Annotated in this window: 22 protein-coding genes; 7 read left to right on the forward strand and 15 right to left on the reverse strand. The window is 59.6% G+C overall.

Annotation, left to right across the window (positions count from 1 at the left end):
* Nucleotides 1-657, forward strand: coding sequence for a GNAT family N-acetyltransferase (locus tag BR41_RS22955; RefSeq protein ID WP_169741292.1), 657 nt, complete (start codon nucleotides 1-3; stop codon nucleotides 655-657).
* Here BR41_RS22955 and BR41_RS22960 read toward each other — a convergent pair.
* Nucleotides 612-1,892, reverse strand: coding sequence for a GGDEF domain-containing protein (locus BR41_RS22960; protein WP_051710809.1), 1,281 nt, complete (start codon nucleotides 1,890-1,892; stop codon nucleotides 612-614). The two genes, BR41_RS22955 and BR41_RS22960, sit on opposite strands and share 46 nt — an antisense overlap.
* 467 nt (nucleotides 1,893-2,359) lie before the next feature.
* Between BR41_RS22960 and hisC the strand changes: the two genes are divergently transcribed.
* A complete protein-coding gene (gene hisC, locus BR41_RS12190) occupies nucleotides 2,360-3,460 on the forward strand; it encodes a histidinol-phosphate transaminase (RefSeq protein WP_035056851.1) in 1,101 nt (366 codons plus the stop codon).
* A gap of 81 nt (nucleotides 3,461-3,541) precedes the next feature.
* On the opposite strand, the gene mscL is transcribed toward hisC, so the two are convergent.
* From mscL to BR41_RS12230, 8 genes are all read right to left on the reverse strand, one after another.
* Nucleotides 3,542-3,967 carry a large conductance mechanosensitive channel protein MscL gene (mscL, locus tag BR41_RS12195; RefSeq protein WP_035056854.1) on the reverse strand — a complete coding sequence of 142 codons (426 nt, stop codon included), beginning with the start codon at nucleotides 3,965-3,967 and terminating at the stop codon, nucleotides 3,542-3,544.
* Between the two features lie 74 nt (nucleotides 3,968-4,041).
* The gene (gene rlmM, locus BR41_RS12200) at nucleotides 4,042-5,100 is read right to left on the reverse strand and encodes a 23S rRNA (cytidine(2498)-2'-O)-methyltransferase RlmM (protein ID WP_035056857.1); all 1,059 of its coding nucleotides are present in this window, start codon (nucleotides 5,098-5,100) and stop codon (nucleotides 4,042-4,044) included.
* Between the two features lie 133 nt (nucleotides 5,101-5,233).
* Nucleotides 5,234-6,790, reverse strand: a complete 1,557-nt coding sequence (locus BR41_RS12205; RefSeq protein WP_051710811.1) for a sensor histidine kinase — start codon at nucleotides 6,788-6,790, stop codon at nucleotides 5,234-5,236.
* A gap of 49 nt (nucleotides 6,791-6,839) precedes the next feature.
* Nucleotides 6,840-7,496, reverse strand: coding sequence for an energy-coupling factor ABC transporter permease (locus tag BR41_RS12210; protein WP_035056860.1), 657 nt, complete (start codon nucleotides 7,494-7,496; stop codon nucleotides 6,840-6,842).
* A 16-nt stretch (nucleotides 7,497-7,512) separates the two neighbouring features.
* Nucleotides 7,513-8,157: an alpha/beta hydrolase gene (locus tag BR41_RS12215; protein ID WP_051710812.1), complete on the reverse strand. Its 645-nt coding sequence runs from the start codon at nucleotides 8,155-8,157 to the stop codon at nucleotides 7,513-7,515.
* Nucleotides 8,154-9,041 (reverse strand): DUF4349 domain-containing protein, encoded by an 888-nt coding sequence (locus BR41_RS12220; RefSeq protein ID WP_051710814.1) that lies wholly within the window; start codon nucleotides 9,039-9,041, stop codon nucleotides 8,154-8,156. Before BR41_RS12220 ends, BR41_RS12215 begins: the two co-directional genes overlap by 4 nt.
* Nucleotides 9,042-9,054: 13 nt before the next feature.
* On the reverse strand, nucleotides 9,055-9,366 hold the full coding sequence (locus BR41_RS12225; protein WP_035056863.1) for a (2Fe-2S) ferredoxin domain-containing protein: 312 nt from the start codon (nucleotides 9,364-9,366) through the stop codon (nucleotides 9,055-9,057).
* 14 nt (nucleotides 9,367-9,380) lie between these two features.
* The gene (locus BR41_RS12230) at nucleotides 9,381-10,397 is read right to left on the reverse strand and encodes a hypothetical protein (RefSeq protein WP_156970677.1); all 1,017 of its coding nucleotides are present in this window, start codon (nucleotides 10,395-10,397) and stop codon (nucleotides 9,381-9,383) included.
* Nucleotides 10,398-10,985: 588 nt separating this feature from the next.
* Between BR41_RS12230 and BR41_RS12235 the strand changes: the two genes are divergently transcribed.
* Complete coding sequence (locus BR41_RS12235; RefSeq protein ID WP_035056869.1) at nucleotides 10,986-11,462, forward strand: WbuC family cupin fold metalloprotein; 477 nt, start codon at nucleotides 10,986-10,988, stop codon at nucleotides 11,460-11,462.
* A 125-nt stretch (nucleotides 11,463-11,587) separates the two neighbouring features.
* On the forward strand, nucleotides 11,588-13,234 hold the full coding sequence (locus BR41_RS12240) for a methyl-accepting chemotaxis protein (protein WP_169741293.1): 1,647 nt from the start codon (nucleotides 11,588-11,590) through the stop codon (nucleotides 13,232-13,234).
* Between the two features lie 194 nt (nucleotides 13,235-13,428).
* On the opposite strand, the gene BR41_RS12245 is transcribed toward BR41_RS12240, so the two are convergent.
* From BR41_RS12245 to metG, 3 genes are read right to left on the reverse strand one after another with little or no spacing between them, the layout of a single operon-like run.
* Nucleotides 13,429-13,737 (reverse strand): acylphosphatase, encoded by a 309-nt coding sequence (locus tag BR41_RS12245; protein WP_084187097.1) that lies wholly within the window; start codon nucleotides 13,735-13,737, stop codon nucleotides 13,429-13,431.
* Complete coding sequence (locus BR41_RS23630) at nucleotides 13,721-13,870, reverse strand: DUF3096 domain-containing protein (protein WP_084187099.1); 150 nt, start codon at nucleotides 13,868-13,870, stop codon at nucleotides 13,721-13,723. The genes BR41_RS12245 and BR41_RS23630 overlap by 17 nt, the downstream gene beginning before the upstream one ends.
* 50 nt (nucleotides 13,871-13,920) lie before the next feature.
* Nucleotides 13,921-15,939, reverse strand: a complete 2,019-nt coding sequence (metG, locus tag BR41_RS12250; RefSeq protein ID WP_035056872.1) for a methionine--tRNA ligase — start codon at nucleotides 15,937-15,939, stop codon at nucleotides 13,921-13,923.
* 137 nt (nucleotides 15,940-16,076) lie between these two features.
* Here metG and BR41_RS12255 point away from each other — a divergent pair, with 137 nt between their 5' ends.
* Genes BR41_RS12255 through BR41_RS12265 form a run of 3 tightly spaced genes read left to right on the forward strand, consistent with a single transcriptional unit; the run spans nucleotide 16,077 to nucleotide 17,724 of the window.
* Nucleotides 16,077-16,442, forward strand: a complete 366-nt coding sequence (locus tag BR41_RS12255; RefSeq protein WP_035056874.1) for an Hpt domain-containing protein — start codon at nucleotides 16,077-16,079, stop codon at nucleotides 16,440-16,442.
* A 50-nt stretch (nucleotides 16,443-16,492) separates the two neighbouring features.
* Entirely contained in the window at nucleotides 16,493-17,113 is a 621-nt protein-coding gene (locus BR41_RS12260; protein ID WP_035056876.1) for a trimeric intracellular cation channel family protein, read from the forward strand.
* Entirely contained in the window at nucleotides 17,110-17,724 is a 615-nt protein-coding gene (locus BR41_RS12265) for a CoA pyrophosphatase (protein ID WP_211251735.1), read from the forward strand. The genes BR41_RS12260 and BR41_RS12265 overlap by 4 nt, the downstream gene beginning before the upstream one ends.
* A gap of 12 nt (nucleotides 17,725-17,736) precedes the next feature.
* Here BR41_RS12265 and BR41_RS12270 read toward each other — a convergent pair whose 3' ends face one another.
* The 3 genes from BR41_RS12270 to hemH form a co-directional block, all read right to left on the reverse strand.
* Nucleotides 17,737-19,146 carry a sensor histidine kinase gene (locus tag BR41_RS12270; RefSeq protein ID WP_035056881.1) on the reverse strand — a complete coding sequence of 470 codons (1,410 nt, stop codon included), beginning with the start codon at nucleotides 19,144-19,146 and terminating at the stop codon, nucleotides 17,737-17,739.
* Nucleotides 19,133-19,834: a response regulator transcription factor gene (locus tag BR41_RS12275; protein WP_035056883.1), complete on the reverse strand. Its 702-nt coding sequence runs from the start codon at nucleotides 19,832-19,834 to the stop codon at nucleotides 19,133-19,135. Before BR41_RS12275 ends, BR41_RS12270 begins: the two co-directional genes overlap by 14 nt.
* Before the next feature lie 123 nt (nucleotides 19,835-19,957).
* Nucleotides 19,958-21,013, reverse strand: a complete 1,056-nt coding sequence (hemH, locus tag BR41_RS12280) for a ferrochelatase (RefSeq protein WP_035056885.1) — start codon at nucleotides 21,011-21,013, stop codon at nucleotides 19,958-19,960.
* Between the last annotated feature and the right edge of the window lie 10 nt (nucleotides 21,014-21,023).

The following is a 21,023-nucleotide window of genomic DNA, read 5'->3' on the forward strand; positions in this document are numbered from 1 at the left end:
TTGACTGAGACCGTCCTGGTATCCAAGGTGAAGACCATGGAATACATCGAGTTTCCACAGCGCGCTGGCCGGGCCGCAGATGCCCGAGCGGCGGCCGCGCTGATCTATCAGGCAGATGCGCCGTTCTACGATTATTGGTTTGCACTGACGCCTGAGCTGATACAGACCAATCTCGCCTTGCTCTGGCAAGCCGGCACTGGCGCTTATAGCCACACCAATCACGAGGTCTGGACCAACAAGGGCAATGTGATCGCGCTGGCTTCGCATTATCCGGCCGAGCGGCACGGCCAGCTCGCGACTGAGCTGGCCGCCCAACTGGATCTATTGCCGCTGGATGCCACCATCCTGCATCGGCGTGCGGCTGAGCTGGCTTACCTGTTTGCCCACATTCCCCACAATGCCTGGTATCTACGCACGCTCACGGTGAGCGCCGATTTGCGTGGGCACGGGCTGGGTGGTCGTATCTTGCGGGATATCGTTTTGATGGCGGATGCGGCTGGCTATAACGCGGTGCATGCCGATGTCGATGGCGGCAATCCGGGGGCCGTGAAGTTTTATACCCGGCATGGATTTGAAGTCATTGCCGAAACCAAGGTGCGCGCCCTGGTCGATCACGACCTGCCGGCCAGCTTGCGAATGGTGCGATGGCTGGCATAGACCAGCATGGTTTCTTCTTCCTCTTCCAGCGTCGCTTCACAGACCAGCCCATCCTGCGTCATCGCGCAGTTCCGACCGGCCCGTTTGGCCGCATAGAGCGCCTGGTCGGCACGGCGCATCACACCGCCGACCGTTTCCCCTGGCTCGAATACCGCCAATCCGACGCTGAGTGTGGGTGCGGGGCCAAAGTCCGGGATGGTCAGGGCGCGGATGCGGGCGACAATCCGGCCGGCAATGCGTTCTGCGGCGTGCTGGTTGGTTTCCGGTAGCAGGACTGCAAATTCGTCGCCGCCGAGCCGGCCGAGCGTATCGCCAGAGCGCAAGACTTCATGGATGGCAGCGGTGATGGCGCGCAAGACGATGTCGCCAGTGGCATGGCCGCGTTCATCGTTGACGCCTTTGAAGTGGTCCACGTCGATGATCAGCAGCGCCGGATGTTCGCCCCGTTCCGCAATGGCTTGCAGGCGTTCGGCCAGAAACAGGAAGTGGCGGCGATTGGCGAGCCCGGTCAGACCATCGGTGTTGGCCAGCTCGGTCAGCTGCGATTCAACGGCGCGCAGCTCGGTTTCGGCCCGCTCATTGGTCATCAGCAGCAAGGTACTGATGGTGATGACCGCCAGCAGAACGATGCAAAGAAAGGCAAAGCCGAACAGTGGGTCATCGTCGAAATAGCTCGCGTTCTGCGGCATGGTCAGCCCGGAGACGCCACGGATCAGTTGTGCCAGTGCGCACAAGGCATAGCTGCCCAACAGGATGTTGAGGGTGCCGCGTACCGACTCCGGCGTATCCGGCTGGCGCACTTGCAGCAGGCGACCGCACAACAGCAGAAAACCGAGTGAAAAGATGAAGACGTTGGTGCCGAGCGGCAGCCCCAATTGCATGCCGACCAGCCAGGCGGCATAGCAGAATAGCCAGAGCAGATAATCTTGTACTTCCCGCCGTTGGCTGGTCTGGTGCAAAAAGCGCCGCAAGCCAGCCGCGATCAGCACCGGTTGCAGCAGCAGCAAGGCATTGGCGGCGTAGGCGGTCCAGAAGAGGGGGATGACGTCGCGTAGCGCGATACCCAATGCGCCGGCACCGAAGGCGAATTCACCCCAAACCCAATGCCAGTAGCCCGGGTAGACGCGGCGGCTCCTGCCCATCAAGGTCATGATGAGCCCGGTGGCGAAGAAAACCGCGGCAGCCAGCGTCAGGATCGAACGCGGGTGCAGAAACTCGACGGCGACGCTAGACACGCTGTGATCCTAGGCTCTGTTGACGTCTGTTACACGGCTGCGTTTGGGGCAATTCGGGATGCAGCGTTGGGCCGTGAAGCGCGCAGTGGTGTTAACACCACAAGCGATTCGCGGCACGGCGATGCGCCCGAAAGGCCCCAAACCCTCTACGTGCGAGGGATTTATCCTTGCTCAGTGATGGGGCTGGGCCGGAAAAAGGCCAATTACGTTGTTCCGCTCCTAGCCAATAACCGGTTATTGCCGTCGTCGCGCCCACGCGCCCATCGGGCGCTCCCTGATCACACGGGGGACTTGGCCTTTTTCCGGCCCAGCGCAGCCGCGTAACAGACGTCAACAGAGCCTCGGCTCTTGCTGTTTCCACCTTAGCGGCGATCGACGTCAAAGCAAGCCACGCCGCGCCTCACGCCTGCTACCCGGCGTGGTAACCTTCTGGTTCTCCCGTCTTGCTTGCCTGTCAGGAATTCCCCATGTCGCTTTGTGATCTTGCCCCCGAATACGTCCGTGCCATTGCCCCGTACCAACCCGGCCGCCCGATTGAGGAAGTTGCCCGTGAACTTGACCTCGATCCGGCGACGATCGTGAAACTGGCCTCGAACGAAAACCCGCTTGGTATCGGCCCGAAAGCCAAGGCTGCTGTTGCAGCGCATTTGAATGAACTGGCGCGCTACCCGGACGATGCGGCGTTTTCGCTCAAGCATAAAATCGGCAAGAAATTCGGTGTGAAAGAGGCCCAGATCATTCTGGGCGCCGGTTCCAACGACATTCTCGAATTCGTCGCGCATGCTTTCCTGAGCCCAGGCGTTTCGTCGGTGTATTCGCAGTACACGTTCGCCGTTTACCCGCTGGCCGTGCAAGCCACTGGCGCGACTGGCATCGAAGTGAAGGCTGTTGATTACGGCCATGATCTGGAGGCCATGCTGGCGGCCATCCGCCCGGATACACGCGTGGTGTGGATCGCCAACCCGAATAATCCGACCGGCACGCTGGCCCGGCCGGGTGATCTGATCGAATTCCTGGAAAAGTGCCCCAAGGACGTGTTGGTAGTGCTGGACGAGGCGTATACCGAATTCCTGCCAGCGGAAAAACGCTCCGATTCAGTGCAATGGCTGCGCCAGTTTCCGAACCTGGTGGTGAGCCGCACGTTCTCCAAAGCTTATGGTTTGGCCGGGTTGCGGGTCGGCTTTGCGATGATGAGCGAAGAAGTGGCCAATATCGTCAACCGGGTGCGCCGGCCATTCAATGTCAACAATCTGGCACTGGCGGCGGCTGAAGCGGCGCTGGATGATGTCGAATTTCTGCAGGAATCGGTGCGGATCAACCGCGAAGGCATGGTACAGATCACATCCGCGCTGCAGCAGCTTGGCATCCCGTTTATCCAGAGCTGGGGCAACTTCGTGACCTTCCATGTGGGCGATGCCAAGGCGCTGAATCAGTTCATGCTCCAGAACGGCGTGATCCTGCGTCCGCTGGCGGGTTACAACATGCCGAACTCGTTGCGGGTGTCGATTGGCTTGCCGGCAGAAAATGCCCGCTTTATCGATGTGCTGAAGCAAGCGCTGGCGGACTGACCTGCAGCCAGCAGTTGCAGTTACTGAGCGACAAACAACAACGCCGGCAAATGCCGGCGTTGTTGTTTGTGATGCTGTTGCTTATTTTTTGAGCGAATCGCGAATTTCGCGCAGCAGCAGCACGTCTTCCGGTGTCGGGGCCGGTTCGGCTGGTGCAGCGGGTTCTTCGCGCTTGAGCTTGTTCATCAGTTTCACGATCAGGAAGATGGCAAAGGCCACGATCAGGAAACTGATGCAGATATTGATGAAATTGCCGATGTTGAGTGTCACCGCGCCTGCTTTTTGAGCGGCATCGAGCGTGACATAAGGGCCGGGGGTTTTGCCTTGGGCCAGCACGAGAAAGATATTCGCAAAGTCGACCTTGCCGATGATGAAGCCCAGCGGCGGCATGATGATGTCTTTGACCAGCGAATCAACGATCTTGCCGAATGCGGCGCCGATCACGACACCGATCGCCAGATCCATGACGTTGCCGCGCATCGCGAACTCTTTGAACTCCTTGAACATATTGCGTTTCCCCTGTGTGGATTTGAAGAGGCGCACAGCCTAGGTGGGCTGACGGCGTGCTGTCAACGAGACGATCAGCGTTGACGTCCGCTCGGCCGGGTCAGGTAGCAGGTGATTTCTTCCCGGTCGTGATACAGCTGCTTGGCGGTCAGTGTGTAGTGGACATCGGCACCGGCCAAAGCGTCGTCGATCAGGTCAAAACACCGCTCGATTTCCTGCCAGCGTTTTTTCATCGGCAGCTTCAGATTGAAGATGGCGTGACGGGTCATGCCAGCGGCAAACCAGCGTGCCATCAGCTCGGCGATACGCACCGGCTGCTCGACCATATCGCACACCAGCCAATCCACCGGATGTTGCGGACGGAACTTGAAGCCGTCCTCGCGCAGATGTTTGACGTGTGGATGAAGCGCCATATCGCCCTTCATCGGGCCGTTGTCGATGGCAAACACCTTGAGCCCGCGGCTGATGAGTTGGTAGGTCCAGCCACCCGGCGCCGCGCCGAGATCGACACCGACCATGCCGGGCTTGAGGCGTTGATCTGCATCCGGCACCAGCACCATCAGTGCTTCGGCCAGTTTCAGCGTGGAGCGGCTGGGTGCCTGGGTCGGCATCCGCACGCGGGCAATGCCCAGCGGCCACGGGCTGCTGCGATTGGGGTCGGCGACGCAAATCCATGCCTCGCTCATGCTGGTGTAGAACAGGTGCAGCCGCCAGCGGCCGGGTTTAGGCGCGATCCGGTCAGCGAGCGCCTTGTTGACGATGTCACCGAAGCGGCGGCAGAAGCCGGAGAGCTGTTTGCCGGCATCGCTATCCGGGTGCTCCAGCAACACTTCGCTCCACGGGCCTTGCTGGTTGGCGGGGAGGGCATCGATGGCGGCCAGCAACGGTGTCAGCCGATCACGCTCACCCAGCTCGACGCGTGCCAAGGCAACCACGACTTGCCGGGCAAAGATCAGCTGATACACATCGATTTCGCGCATCAAGCGCTGCGCTTCGGCCATCGAGTGCGGTGTAAAGCGGAGCCAGCCTAAGCCTTTTTCCCACTCGCCGTCGTCTTGCAGGCGGGATTCGAGTTCATGGCGGCAATCGTCTTCGAAGCCGGGGCGGCAGTACAGGAGCAGGGACGGAATCATGGTGGATCGTTACAGCCAAATTGAAGCAAGACGCGAAGGATACAGCAGGAAAGACCGGTCGGCGTGGTGCGGGCAACGAGCGGTAAGGGGGACGACGGCGAGATCGACTTGTAGCGATCCAGTCTCCCTGATCTCAGCCCGTCCCGCTCAGCTCCGCAGCCATCCCCCGATGTGGGGCATTGCATGGGAAGGTGACGATGAAGGTCGTGCCTTCGGTGGGCATGCTCTTGACCGCAACCGTGCCCCCCAAGGTTTGCGTGATCAGGTTGTAGACCACGTTGAGCCCAAGCCCGCTGCCGCCGCTGCCCCGCTTGGTGGTGAAGAACGGATCAAAGATCTTGCTTTGATGCTCGTAGGGTATGCCCTTGCCGTGATCGCTAAAGCTCAAGCTGGCGGAGCCGCCTTCGTGAGTGGCCACGATATCCAGCGTGCCCGGCTGACCTTCGTCGTAGGCATGCGCGATGGTATTGGTGATGAAGTTGGTGATGACCTGTGCCATCGCGCCTGGGTAGCTGTCGAGTTCGATGCGTTCATCGCAGCCGATCTGCACGGTGAGCTGGCCGCGCTTCAGCGTGGGGTGCAGGCTGGAAACCACTTCGCGGACATAATCGCCCAGCTCGAAAGTACGCCGTGCTTCTGACGTCTGATCGACCGCGACGCGTTTGAAGCTGCGGATCAGCTCTGCAGCGCGATCGGCGTTGTTCAGGATCAGGCCGGTCGATTGCTCGGCGGTTTCAAAATAGCGCACCAGATCGGATTTCTTGATCGCCCCGGATTCCAGATTGCTTTTGACCGAATGCGTCTCATCGGAAAGCACGGAGGCGCTGGTCAGGATGACGCCGACCGGCGTATTGATCTCGTGCGCGACGCCAGCTACCAAGCCACCGAGTGACGCCATTTTTTCTGATTGAACCAGTTCGTTCTGCGCTTGCTTCAGATCGTGGTAGGCCTCATCGGCACGGAATTTCGCATCCTTGAGCGCGGTGAGCGCCAGCCGCCGCTCATCCAGCTCGGTCAACAGGCGGCTGGCGATACGGCGCACGCTGTCGGCCAGACTGGCAAATTCACCGCGCAAGCCGTGCTCAAGCTTGAGTTCTTCCATCGAGAAATGGGGCTGCGCCGCTGCGTGATCGAGCGCGCCGGAAAGCGTGTGCAAGGGGCGGAGGATGATGTGGTTGAACCCGAGCACCAGCGCCAGGGTCAGGATGAAGTCGAGCAGCACGATTTCGATGATCTTGCCGATCACCAGTTGGCGCAGGCTGAGGTCCATGCGTGCTGTCGAGACATGGTATTGCACCCTGCCGATCGGTTTGTCCGGCCGCTCTTCATAGATGATGTTGACGCTTTTGAGCGGGGTGTTTGCGGCTGGGCGGGTTTTCAGCTGCACCAGCTTATCGTCGACCCGCTGCCGGCCGGCGAAAATACCGTCGTTGGATTCCACTGCCAGCGTTTCCAGATCCGGCCATTGCATCTGGGCATCGAGCACCCGCTGCAGCAGGCTCTGATCGAAGTTCCACAAAATACTGGGCAGGATGGTTTCCAGACGTTTGCGCAACGCGACCTCGTTCTCCTGCAAAGCAGTTTCGTATTGGCTTTTGCTTTGCCAATACGAATACAGCCCGGACACCGCTAGAACAAAGGTGACCGTCAGGATGATGAGCAGGTTGAGTCGCGCGCGGGTGCTTTGCATGGGATGGCCGGGAAATTTAATTCAATCTAGCTGGCATGCCCCCTGGAGGCTAGTTGCGTAGATAGAAATTATCGTCGAAGGTGGCGACCCACTGTGGGCGGTAGATGACGAGCAGCGTGAGATTGATGCCTGTCGTGAAGGCTTCCGGCCAACCCATCAGAAAGTAATACGGAAGTTGTTCTTCGAGCAAGAAGTCAAACGAATAAGTGCCGCTCGCCGCAAGCAGCGCACAGGTGATGATGCCGACCAGCCACATGCCGAGCGCCCCGGCGGCGAACGCGTTGACGAAGATGTAAACGAAATAGTTGGCCGGCAGCCGCTTGCGGGCAAAGCGCAGCAGGGCATCGGTGATCCAGACCGGCAAGGTACAGATCAACCACGACAATCCGAACGCGGGCCATTCGGCATGATCGTAAGCGGTATCGAAGGCCAGGATCGCTGCCATGCTGAGCAAGGCGCGACCGCGGCCGGCGATCAGGGTCAAGGCCGTCGCGCCGAGCAGGTGATAAGCCAAGCCGGGCTGGATGCTGGCTTTGAGCTGCCAGCCTGCGAGGATGACGATGGTAGCGCCGAACCAACTGGTCAGCTCTTCTTGCTTGAGGGTTGCCCACGGCACGCGCCAGCCGGCATACAGCAGCTGCGCCACCGCGATGACCCAGCACAGGATCAGCAGAATGAGCGAAAAGGGCGCAGCGTTGAGGTTCATTGCCGCGCCGCTTCAGTTAGCCGCGCAGCTTCCATTGCTGCTCAACGATATTGGCGAGTTGAGTCAGCCGGCCGTGGAAGAAATGGCTCACGCCGGGCACGACGATGATCGGTAGTTGCTGGGGTCGGGCCCAATCGAACACCGCCGCGAGGCTGACCACTTCGTCCTCTTCGCCGTGGATGACGAGCGTATCGGCGGGCACGGTCGGGAACGTATGGCGGCTGACCGAGGGGCCGATCAGGATCATGCCTTCAACTTCGGTATCGCTCAGGCGTTGGCGGAAGCGTGATTGCACGTAGGTGCCGAAGGAGAAGCCGGCCAAAACCAGCTTCTCGATGCCCGGATTTTCGGCCCGGGCATGGGCCAGCACGGCGGCCATGTCGTCCGGCTCGAACTCACCCCGGCTATGTTCGCCTTCCGAATTGCCGACACCACGCAGATTCGGGCAATAGCAGGTGTAGCCGAGCCGGCTCAGCGTCTTGGCCAGCGTGTGCACGATCTTGTTGGTGAAGCTGCCGCCTTCCAGCGGATTCGGGTGCGCCACCAAGGCGATGCCGCGTGTTTCCGGCAACGCTGATTCGAGCTTCAGGCATTCGAGTCGACCAACGGGGCCAAGGATGTCGAGCGGGATGAAAGTGGGCGCTTTGCGAGGTTCGTTCATGCTTGTTTTTCCTTGCTGGCACGGCGCTTCGCGCGCCAGTTGCGCCAGCGCTTGATCAACCACCAGCCGGGCAGCCAGAGCAATAACAGCCACGGCAGGATGCTGGCGACAAAGGTCAGCACGTTGCCGACGTTTTCCATGAAGCGGTAACCGACCTCATGCCAGGACTGCATCAGCGGGGCAAACACGCTGCGCTCGGCGACCGAGCGGCGGGCACGTAGTTCGATGTCGACCGCGACCTTGTCGGTCTGGTTGGCCAAGGCCAGGCGGCGGCCGGCCATCGAATCCAGCTGGGATTGGGCTTCGGCGAGTTCTTTCTGGACGGCCAGCAGATCAGCCAGCTTGGCGTTTTGCTGGTTGAGCATCTGGCGCAGGTTGTCGCGTAGTTGGGCGATGTTCTTTTGCCGCGCTTCGACGTCGATCACTTCGTCGGTCTTGTCTTCGCGGCTGATCGCTTGCTCGATGACTTTGCCATTCTGGCTGATCGCCGTGGTGTACGCGGCGACCGCAGATGGCTTCAAGCGCACCGAGATTTGCGCGGTCGGCACGCCGTAGTCGTCGGCCTTGTTCAAGGTGGCGTTGAGCAGCTCGCAGGTGGGCTCGACGCAACGTTGCTGGGCCGCCTGCCAGACTGTGGAGAGCTGTTCCGGCTCGGTTTCGATCGTCAGATGCTGGCGTACGGCGATGTAGCGCCGTGGGGCATTGGCCGCTGCTTCCGCAGTGTCTGCCGCGGCGGATTTTTCGGCAACAGCGCCACTTGGCGCGGCTGCCGGCGCGCTCAGGGCCGCCTGGGGTTCTTCGCGCTTGCCGCAGCCGGTCAGTAGGACCAAAGCGAGCAAGGGTGCAACAGGGATCGACAGGTAGGTCGATAGGCGAGGCGTCATCACGTGCTCCGGTTCAGATTTTCAGGCGTTCGACCGGGCGGCCGTTCACGATGTGCTCGTCGATGATCTCGTCGATATCGCTCTTGTCCACGTAGGTGTACCAGGTCTCTTCCGGGTAGATGACAATCACCGGGCCTTCTTCGCAGCGATCGAGGCAGCCGGATTTGTTGATGCGTACGCCACCGGGTCCGGCGAGTTTGAGCGCCTTGATCCGATCCTTGGCATGCAGTTGCATCTCGCTCGCACCGCAGCGGTTGCAGCTTTGCCGATCGCCTTCGGGGCGCTCGTTCAGGCAGAAGAAAACGTGATGTTTGTAGTAGCCCATGGCGGCTCCGATGCTTATTGGTGCGTAACCGGCTTGATGTGCGCGGTCACGAAAAACGGCAGGCCGTCACTGTCCTGATCGGGCTGTACCGCGTCGATGATGCGGATGTCGTCGAGATGGCATTCGCGCAGCAGGTCTTCGGCGAAGTGGCGAATCCGTTCGGCGGAATCGAGTGGTGCCAATGGCCAGACAAAGCCTTCCCAGCGCTCTTTGTCTTCGCGGCTGGAATAGGTGATGCGGATTTCGCCGCCCTCGTGCCCGGCGATGGTGACCACTGGCCAATGACCAGCGGAGCGGATGCTGCGCAACGCGTTGCTGGTAGCGACTTGCAGACGCGTTTCGAGCTGGGTGACGCGGCCGGTTTCAAGGGCGGGCAGCCAGGCGAGTGGCACGCGCGGAATCGGGAACAAGGTGACGCCGTTGGTCTTGAGCATTTCGCCGAGCTTTTGCGCCAGCGCGAGCGTCCATTGGCCGGCCGACGGGTTGAGCTGGATTGCCGGTTGCGCATCGCGCTGCTGGACCATCACGCCGACCAGATAGCGCTGGAATACCGCTTCGTCCTTGAACTTGAGCGGATGCAGCTGCCAATTGTGGTCGGCTGGGTTTTGCAGCTGATCGCGCCAGGCGGTGAGCAGGCTTGGATTGATGGCGGCCAGTTGATCCGCGCTGAGCAATTGGTTGTGCAGCCAGGCGTTCGCATCGGCGGCGATCACGCCATTGGATTTCAACAGATCAAGCAGCGCAGCGGCATCCACTTCGCCCGGCAGCGTGGCTTCACCTTTGAAGCCGGCGACGAGGATCACCGGGATTGCAAACGGCACCGCCCATTGGTTGGCGGTGGTGGCGGGCGTTTCGACCACATCGCGGAGCGTATCCCACAACACTTTGTAGGCATCCTGTGATGGGGCTTGGGTCAGCGCGGCATTCAGGCCTGGGCTGTCGTGGCTTTCGACCAATGAGGCGATCAATGCGGTCAGCGCTTCGCGCTTGCGGGTGATCTCACCGGCATCGGCCTCGGTGAGCAAGGACATGAGCGCGCGGATGACTGGATTCTGGGCGTTCACACGGGGATACAAGCGGGGATCTGGCAGGTACATGGGGATAAGGCTCTGTTGACGTAGGTTTTGCGGATCGCGTTTGCCCGGATTTGGGCCTATTGCTAGGCGAAAGACGCGCCGCGTAATCGATTACGCAAGTGGCTTTCAACACCGCAAGAGGCCCAAAGCCGGGCAAACCCTTTGGGCGACGCCGACTTTTGCGGTCACTCTGCGTTATAAGCCGCTGACATAACTGGTTATGCGGCGCGCCTTATGCCTTGATTGACCGCAAAATTCGGCACCGCGCGACCGCAAAACCTACGTCAACAGAGCCTGGGCAAGCGTGACTGACGCGCAATTATACCCGCGCCGAGGGGGCTTGCACCCGGTATGGAAATGCGCTGGTCATTTTCGCTTTCTTTGCATGCAAGCTGTTAATTCGATTGACAATTTTCGGTTTTATAAGGTAAAGTCCTAACCTCTGTCGAGACGCAGATTTGTGTTTTGATAGTTTCTCCTTTGTAGATGTTGTTGGTAACCCGGGACGGTGTTCCGGGTTTTTTTTCGCCTGGAAAATCGCCTATGTCTGCTCCCCGCCTGATTGATCAAAACCTGCTTGCTGAATTGTCCCGCGAGGCCGCGCAAAGTCCGCGCCTGCGCAAGAATCGCAACTTCCATGCTGACAACGCCGATGCATGCCATCGCCTGTTGAACGCACTTGAACCCGGCACCTACGTCCAGCCGCACCGGCATCTGAATCCGCTCAAGGAAGAAACCATCATCGTGCTGGCCGGGCGCGTGGGGGTGTTGTTCTTTGACGAAGCCGGCCAGATCGACGAGACCTGTGTCATTGCAGCCGGCGGCGCAGTGGTTGGCGTCAACGTGCCGGTGGGTTGCTTCCATAGTCTGGTCGCGCTCGAACCCGGCAGCGTGTTTTTCGAGAGTAAGACTGGCCCGTATGAAGCACTGACCGATGCTGAAAAAGCCACATGGGCGCCAGCGGAAAACCAGCCGGAAACCGCGTCTTATCTCGACTGGATGGTGTCCCGCTTTCTTTAAGTACATCGTCGTATGACGCTGTGCTTGCAAGACCTCCCCGGAGACTGCTAAAAAGTAGTGCGGTGCACAACGCGTTTGAAATAACAAAAACGAGGCAGTGGATGGGGCGGTCGGGGCAGCATATCTTGTTTGGCTTGCAAAGCTTGCTGCTGATTGCGGCAGCGCTGGTACTTGTATCGACTGGCAATAGCGGTGCTGGCCTTGCATTGGGTGCCATCGGTCTTGCAGTTGCTGCCGTGGCTGTGTGGCTTGGTTGGCGTGGTTCACGGCAAGCCGGGCAGTTTGAAGCGCAGCTTGCCGCATTGACTGCCAGCGAAGATGCCCGCGATTTGCGCCGGCAGCTCGACGGCGGTGAAGGCTATGGCCGCATCGCCGATGCGTTCAACCGGTTCCGCCAAACCTTGGCCCAATCGCTGCACAGCATTCGCACCGACCAAGTCAAAGTCTCGATCCACGCCGTCAAGATCGGCAATCAGGTGAAGGCGGTAACCCGCGAGGCCGGTGAGCAGGAAACGCTGGCGAGCGAGATTCTGGCCGGTGCCAATCATGCGGCAGAGGCGGTGGACCATGTTCATGCCAGCATCGACGTGATTGCCGGCTTTGCCCGCACCCTGGCGGCCGATGCCGAAACAACCCGCGAGGGCGTGCAGCAAGCCAATGTGACCGCCCGCGAAGTCGCCCAGGTCATGCAGGCCTTCGTCTCCGGCATTGAAGGCTTGGTGACTGCCAGCCAGTCCATCGCGAGCAGCGTGGCGCTGATCAAGGAAATCTCCGACCAGACCAATCTGCTGGCGCTCAATGCCGCCATTGAAGCCGCGCGCGCCGGTGAATCCGGCCGTGGCTTCGCCGTGGTGGCCGATGAAGTGCGCAAACTGGCCGAACGCACCCGCGTGCTGACTGAGACTGTCGGCGGCAATATCGACAAGATCGGTAGTCAATCGCAGAGCACCGCTGTATCTGCCGAGCAGATTCTGGGCCGCATTGATACCGCGGCGGCCAATCTGGATGTCGCCAGCCGGCAGTTGTCTGATTTCTCCGCTGGGGCAACCAAGGTCGATCAGGAAGTCACCATGATCCGGGTCGGGATCGACCAACTCCGCGTCAACAACCATCAGGTGCAGGGCAATGTCGGCCGCATGCACGAGCTGACGGGGCGCATCGCCGAGCAGATGCGCGATACCAATACCTTATCGAGCGAGCTTGGCAGTGCCACCGAGCACGTGATGAAAACGATTGGCTTGTTCCGGCTGGGCAATTACCGCTTTGATGCGGCAATGGAAAAGCTGACGCAGTGCCAGAAGGACAGCGAAGAAAAGCTCTCCGGCCTGGCGCGTGACGGTTTCAATCTGTTCGATCACAACTATCAAGCGATTGCCGGCACCAATCCGACGCAATATCACACCAGTTACGACGTCGAATACGAAAAACGCTTCCAGCAAATGTTCGACCGTTATAGCAACGACGTGCCGGGCTGCGATCTGACCGTGATCTGCCACAACGACCACGCTTATCCCCCCACGCATGTGAGCAAATACTGCAAACCGCATGGCGCCGATGTGAAATTCAATACCGGCAATGGCCGTGACAAGCGTTTCCACGATGGCAATCCGATGCTGAAGAAATGCTCGCTTGATCAGAGCCCGATGCTGTTTCAGGCTTATGTGCGCGATGTGGGCGATATCTTCAGCCTGGTTTCCGTGCCGGTGAAGGTGGAAGGACGCCATTGGGGCGGGTTGATGATGGCGATCGATTACGAGAAATTGATTGATTGAGGGTGGGAATAAGCATTGCGCTTTAATCGATTTTCAAACACAAACGGGCCGCATTATTGCGGCCCGTTTGTGTTTGATGGGTGGTGATTTTGTAGGAGCGAGCAAGCTCGCGATTGCAATGATGGATTCGGCGATGCAATCGCGAGCTTGCTCGCTCCTACAGGATAATCAGCCCCGTCTCTTGGCTTGTTGAATTAGCAAGTTGCTACTTCATCAAAGCCAACGCACCCCTCCAGTTCCCCATCTTGCACGTTCAGGTGATCCACTCGCGAGCCGCTCGGCCCATGCCCGGCCCAGCGCACCAAAGCCTCCACGGCGCTCGCCGTGCCTTCGGCCTGAATTTCCACCGAGCCATCGAGCCGATTGCGCACCCAGCCACGCACACCCAAGCGGCGTGCTTCGAGCACGGTCGAGAAGCGGAAGCCGACGCCTTGCACCCGACCGGCCACTTGCAGCCGCTTCGCGATCCGTTCTCGCAAACTGTAATCAGACGGCGATGCCATGGATGCCGCCAACCAAACCCAATACGCCGATCACGATCAGATAGAGCGCGATGATGTAGTTGAGCAGCTTGGGCATCATCAGGATCAGGATGCCCGCGATCAGCGAAACGACTGCATTGAGATGGAAGTGCATGGGTAGGTCTCCTTGCCTTGATCGAATGCGATCGAATGGGATTGGGTCGTTTATTTCACCCGCATGCCTGGCTTGGCACCGTCATCCGGATTCAGGATGTATAGCCCGCCATCACCACCGGCCGCCAGCACCATGCCTTCGGACATGCCGAACTTCATCTTGCGCGGCGCGAGGTTGGCCACCATCACGGTCAGGCGGCCTTGCAGGTCTTCCGGTTTGTAGGCGGATTTGATGCCGGCGAACACGTGGCGGGTTTCGGTGCCGATATCGAGCGTGAGCGAAACGAGCTTGTCCGCGCCTTCGACCGCCTTGGCTTCGACAATGCGGGCCACGCGCAGGTCGATCTTCATGAAGTCATCGATGCTGATCGTCTCGGCAATCGGCGGCACGTCGTAATCGAGCTTCGGTGCTTCTACCACCGGGGCAAGGCTTTGCTTGTTTTCTTCAACCATGGCTTCTACTTGTTTCGGGTCGATGCGGGTCATCAGGTGTTGATACGGGTTGATGACGTGGGCGAGCAGCAAGGTGCCGGCATCCGCCCAGCTGAGCGGCGCGAGATTGAGGAACGCTTCGATATCGGCTGCGAGCTTCGGCAGCACCGGCTTCAGGTAGATGGTGAGCAGGCGGAACGCGTTGATCAGCACCGAGCACACATGCTGCAGCTCGGCATCGCGGCCTTCCTGCTTGGCGATTTCCCACGGCTTGTGCTGATCGACGTATTGGTTCACCTCATCGGCCAGCGCCATGACGTCACGGATCGCCCGGCTGTATTCGCGTGCTTCGAACAGGGCGGCGATGTCTTGTGCGCCGGCCTGCAGTTTGCTCAGCAAGGGGATATCGCCGAGATCACGCGTCAGCTCGCCGCCGAAGCGTTTGCTGAGGAAGCCGGCGGCGCGGCTGGCGATGTTGATGTACTTGCCGATCAAATCGCTATTCACGCGGGCTACGAAGTCTTCGAGATTCAGGTCGATATCTTCGATGGCATTGTTCAGCTTGGCGGCAAAGTAGTAGCGCAGCCATTCCGGATTCAGATGGTTCAGGTAGCTTTCGGCGGTAATGAAGGTGCCGCGCGACTTGGACATCTTCGCGCCGTCCACGGTCAGGAAGCCGTGCGCGTTGATCGCGGTCGGCGTGCGGTAGCCGGCGTATTCAAGCATCGCGGGCCAGAACAGCGCGTGGAAATAGAGGATGTCCTTGCCGATGAAGTGGTACAGCTCGGCGTCCGAATCCTTGTTCCAGTAGCTGTCGAAATCGATGCCAAGGCGGTCGCACAGGTTCTTGTGGCTGGCCATGTAGCCAACCGGCGCATCCAGCCACACATAGAAATACTTGCCCGGCGCATCGGGGATTTCGAAGCCGAAGTAGGGCGCATCGCGACTGATATCCCAGTCGTTCAGGCCGGCTTCGAACCATTCCTGCATCTTGTTGGCCGCGCCTTCCTGCAGCTTGCCCGGTGCACGGGTCCAGCTCTTGAGGAAGTCTTCGCACTCGCCGAGCTTGAAGAAGAAGTGTTCGGAATCGCGCAGTTCCGGTGTCGCGCCGGAGACGGCCGAGTACGGGTTCTTGAGGTCGGTCGGCTGGTAGGTGGTGCCGCAGACTTCACAGTTGTCGCCGTATTGGTCTTTGGCACCGCACTTCGGGCATTCGCCTTTGACGAAGCGATCCGGCAGGAACATGTTCTTCACCGGGTCATACAGCTGCGAAATGGTGCGCGAGACGATCTTGCCGTTGGTTTTCAGTGCGTTATAGATGCGGTAGGAAAACTGGCGGTTTTCCTCGCTGTTGGTGCTGTAGTAGTTGTCGAAGCCGACGTGGAAACCGGTGAAGTCACGCAAGTGCTCACCATGCACGCGCTCGATCAGCGCCTCGGGGCTGATGCCTTCCTTCTCCGCCCGCAACATGATCGGCGTGCCGTGCGTATCGTCCGCGCAAACGTAATGGCAGGTGTGGCCGCGCATCTTCTGGAAGCGCACCCAGATATCGGTCTGGATGTATTCGACCAGGTGGCCGAGGTGGATGGCGCCGTTGGCGTAGGGCAGGGCAGAAGTGACGAGGATTTTGCGGGACATGCTCGATTCTTTTGGGCGGGCAAGGGAATCGCAGATTATACCGCAGCGACAGAGACGCCCATCGCGGCGGCGGCGATTCCAGACTAATATTCGCAGGAAGTCGCCGCAACCCAGTACAAGAGCATATCGAGAGGCCGATGGAAGACACCGTTTACCAGCATGAGCTGGCCAGTGTGGAAGCCACGTTTGTCCAGCTGCAGGAGACCTTGGGCATGGACTTGCGCAAGGAGCTGCTCGATGCGTATTTCGCCACGCAGGATGAGTGCTTGCTCAAGCTCGATCTGGCCTTGCCCGATCAATCCGCACAGGCGGTGATCGAGGCGGCCCATAAGCTGAAAGGCGCTGCGGCGCAGCTGGGCGCATTCGCCATGGCGGATCACTGCAAATGCATGGAGCAAGGTGCGCGGTCCGGACGGCTGGATCAGGCGGCTGAACATCTGCAGCCGATTCGTGCTTTGGCGTCTCAGTTGGCCTCAGACCTCAAGGCCCCTGGTTTCAAGTAAGTTCGAGCGCACACGCGTAAACTGGCGCTTTTCCGATTTCCCCGTCTTTCATGCATACGCAGTTTCAATTCGATTGGCTGTACCTGATCGGTACGGCCGCTTTTACCATTTCCGGCTACCTGATTGGCGCCAAGAAGCGCTTCGACTTGCTCGGCGTCATCATTCTCGCGCTGCTGACGGCCATTGGCGGCGGCATGATTCGCGATGTGCTCACCAATCATTTGCCGCGTGTGTTTACCGATGCCAGCCCGCTTTACACCATCTTCGCCACGCTGGCGATTGCATGGGCGATCAAACTGCACCAGAAGAACAGCCGGTTGCTGCACAGACTGTTCATCGTCGCGGATTCGATTGGCCTGGTGGCGTTCAGCATTGCCGGCGCGCAGGTTGGCATTGCCGCAGACCTCAACCTGTTTGGCGTGGCTTTTCTCGGGTTCGTAACTGCCGTCGGCGGTGGTCTGGTACGGGACATGATGGTCAACGATGTGCCATTCATCCTGCACGAAGATTTCTATGGCACCGTCGCCATTCTGGTGGCGGTCATTCTGTTTGCGCTGGATTCCTTCGGCTATTCCGGTCATATCGTTGTCTGGCCACTGTTTGTTTGCGGTCTTGCCTTGCGCCTGATTGCCCATCTGCGTGACTTCCGCTTGCCGAAGGTGGCCGATTGATTCCGCACGATGAAATGCTGATTCCGTGGCTACGCGAGCGATTGGCGGCGCATGTGCCAGCGCATGCGGCGGATCATCCCGATTACGCGGGTGCCAAACCGGCTGCGGTGCTGATTCCGTTCGTATTGCGCCCGGATGGTCCGACGTTGTTGTTGACCGAGCGCTCGGCCCATTTGCCGACGCATGCCGGCCAGATCAGCTTTCCGGGCGGGCGTATCGAAGCCGGTGATGGCAGTGTCGATGCTGCGGCATTGCGCGAAAGTCGCGAAGAAATCGGCCTGGATGCGGCTAGAGTGACGCTGGTCGGCCAACTGGGCAGCTATTCGACCATCAGTGGCTACCGCGTCACGCCCGTGGTGGGGGTGGTCGATCCGACGGGTTTGGCGCTACGACCTGATCCGGGTGAGGTGGCGTCTGTGTTTGAGCTGCCAGCTTGGCCGCTGCTGCAGCCGTCCGGCTATGAACGACGCTGGATTGAACGGCGTGGCGTGCGAGGCAAGAGCCACTTCATCGAGTGCGAGGGCCGGACAGTGTGGGGCGCGACGGCGGGGATGTTGTTGATGCTGGCCGCTGCGCTGGGTATCGACGGCAAACCGGTCGACGTTGACTAGCCGGCTGTTTGCTTATTGGCCTTGCAGCTGGCCGGGCGTGGATTTGGGCAGGGTCACCCGCACGATCAAGCCATGCGGTTGCGCATCGCGCAGTTCGACCTTGCCGCCTTGCCGTTCGGCAATTTCCTTCACGATCGCCATGCCGAGCCCGGAGCCATTACCGTCGTTCTGATTGACGCGGAAGAAGCGCTCGAAAATCCTTGGCTTCTGTTCATCCGGAATGCCGTTGCCGTCATCCTCGACTTCGACCACGTATTCCGCGCCAGCATCCGACAGCCTGACCGTGATATTGCCGCCACGTGGAATGTATTTGATGGCATTTTCGATCAGGTTGACGAACAGCTCGCGTAGCAGTGCCGGGTTGGCGTCGATCATGGCGGCTGCGAGCGAGGTATCGCAGCCCAGATCCATGCCGGCCGCCAGTGCGCGTGGCACCGATTCGGCAGTGAGCTCGCGGATCAGCTTGGCGAGATCGACCCTGACCGTTTGCATGCTGGTCTTGGTGCCGGGTTCTGAACGGGCGAGGGTGAGCAACTGGTTGACGAGGTGAATGCTGCGGGTGGCGCTGGCATGCACCATGTTGAGCCGGTCACGCAGGACTTCTGGCGATGTTTCGCGCAAGGCCAGTTCAGTCTGTGATTTGAGCCCGGCGAGTGGCGTTCGGAGTTGATGCGAGGCATCGGCAATAAAGCGCCGGTGCCGGCCAATGCTTTCGTTGGTGGTCGCCAGCAGCTGATTGAGTGCGTTGGTGATGGCGTGGATTTCTTCCGGGGCATCAACCAGCTCAAGCGGAGCCAGATCCAGTGCCGAGCGATTGCCGACCAGTTTTTGCAGCCGTGTCAGTGGTAGCAAGCCGCGGCCAATCCCCCACCACACCAGAAGACTCATGGCGATGATTAACAGGCCCAAGGGCAGGGCGGTTGCCAGCAGGATTTCACGGGAGAGCTGATTGCGGCTGACCAGGCTTTTGCCAACCTGTATATGCAGCCACTGGATGCTGCCAGGCGTGCCGAGCGAGGTATGCAATGAAACCAGTCGCAGCGTTTCGCCTTTGATTTCAACGTTGTAGAAGACGGGGGTGTCGGCGGAGACGAGCTTGGCCGGCGATGCGGGCAGGTTGCGATTGGTGAGGACGATGCCGCCGGATTCGGTGCTGACGGTGTAATAGAGCTGGTCGTCCGGGCCATCATCAAGCAGGACTTGCGCTGCGCGGGGGAAATCGACGATCAGATGACCATCGCTGATATGAACCTGGCGACCGATGGCTTTGGCAGTCTGCAACAGGTTGTTGTCGATGACTACGTTGGCATAGTGGGTCGCTACGTAATAACAAAGCGCAGCACCCGCCAGCCATAAAACCAGTTGAGGAAACAGCAGCCACAACAGTAGCTGCCGTTTCAGCGAGAACTTATCCTGCTGCATCCTGTTGCGCGAACGGCTGCTGCTTCTCGAGGAGGTAGCCAAGACCACGGATCGTGCGGATCACGACGCCGCAGGGCTCAAGCTTCTTGCGCAGGCGGTGAACGTACACTTCGATCGCGTTCAGGCCGACTTCGGCGTTGTCGGAACCCAGTTCGGAAACAATCTGTTCCTTGGTCACGACGCGGTCGATGTTGGACATCAGGATCTCAAGCACGGTCAGTTCGCGAGCCGACAAATCGAGCGGCGTATCGTTGCACCAGGCACGCTGGCCGGCACGATCCAGGCGCAGGTTGCCGAGTTGCTGTACCGATTGCGGCAGGATCTGGCTGCGGCGCAACAGTGCACGCAGACGTGCTTCGAGTTCTGCGAACTCGAATGGCTTGGCGAGGTAGTCATCCGCGCCGGCATCCAGGCCTGCAACACGCTCGTCGAGTCCGTCGAGTGCGGTCAGGATCAGGATAGGTAGCGACGGTTTGTGTTGACGCACATTCTTCAACACAGTCAGGCCATCCATATTCGGCAAGCCGATATCGAGCACGACCACGTCATAATCGTTGTGCAGCAAAATTTGTAAGGACAGTGCGCCATCATTGACGCAATCGACCTGGAAATCCGCTTGCGACAGGCTGGTTTTCAGCGCATCCGCCAGAATAAGGTCATCTTCGGCGAGAAAAAGCCGGGTGCTCATGGGGCCAAACCTCCGGTTGTAAGTTGAATCTTACTGCTGAGTTTAACTGTAATTTCGTGAATACCCAAGTTAATTTTGAGCGCCTCACGCTGCCATGCCTTACTGGCTTTCCGTTGCAGGCTTTTAGGCCGTTTCTGACAGTTGGTTGGAGGGAAGCCAAGCTGAAAGCTCACGGGTTACCAGCGCCGACAAAGCGCTGATCCAAGCAGGGGAATCGTTCAGGCAAGGGACGTAACGATAATCCCGACCGCCGGCTGTCAGAAATACATGCTTCCCCTCAATGGCGATCTCCTCCAGCGTCTCCAGACAATCAGCCACGAAGCCGGGGCAGACCATGTCTAATGACTGAATACCGTCTTTCGCCAGTTTTTCAAGCACGTCGACGGTATAAGGCTTGATCCATTGGGCTTTGCCGAAGCGCGACTGAAACGCGACGGTGTATTGCGCACTGGTCAGACCGAGTGCCGCGCCGAGCAGTTCGGCCGTTTTGAGGCAATGCCGCTGATACGGGTCGCCGAGATCGACTGAGCGTTTCGGAATGCCGTGAAAACTCATCAACAGATGTTCTGCCCGGCCGCCATTGAGTTGCCAATGCGCACGAATGCTTTGCGCCAGCGCTGCAATATAGCCCGGATCATCGTGAAAACTGCGGACAGTGTGGATCGCCGGCTGATCGCGATAGCAGGCCAGTCGGGCGGCCACCGCATCGCCCACGCTGCCGCTGGCGCTGGCGGCATATTGCGGATACATCGGCACGATCAGGATGCGGTCGCACCCGGCGGCCTTCAGCTCATCCAGCCGGGTGGCGACCGATGGCTCGCCATAGCGCATGGCATAGCTCACCACGAGCGGCGTTTGCAGCTTTTCGCCCAGATAGCCCTTGAGCAGACTGGCTTGCTTGGCGGTCCAGACTTGCAGTGGCGAGCCGTCGCGTGTCCAGATGCTGGCGTATTTGGCCGCCGATTTCTTCGGCCGGGTATTGAGGATGATGCCGCGCAAAATGGGTTGCCAGATCAGCCCTGGAATCTCGACCACGCGGGGATCAGAGAGGAATTCGCGCAGATAGGGCCGGAGTGCCTTGGCTGTTGGCGCGGTCGGTGTGCCGAGATTGACGATCAACACGCCGATCCGTGCGGCTTGGTCGGGATGATGTTGGGGCTCTTTGAGGAAGCGGGGCATGGGGCTCTAT

This window comes from Andreprevotia chitinilytica DSM 18519 (assembly GCF_000711875.1).
GTDB classification, from domain to species: domain Bacteria; phylum Pseudomonadota; class Gammaproteobacteria; order Burkholderiales; family Chitinibacteraceae; genus Andreprevotia; species Andreprevotia chitinilytica.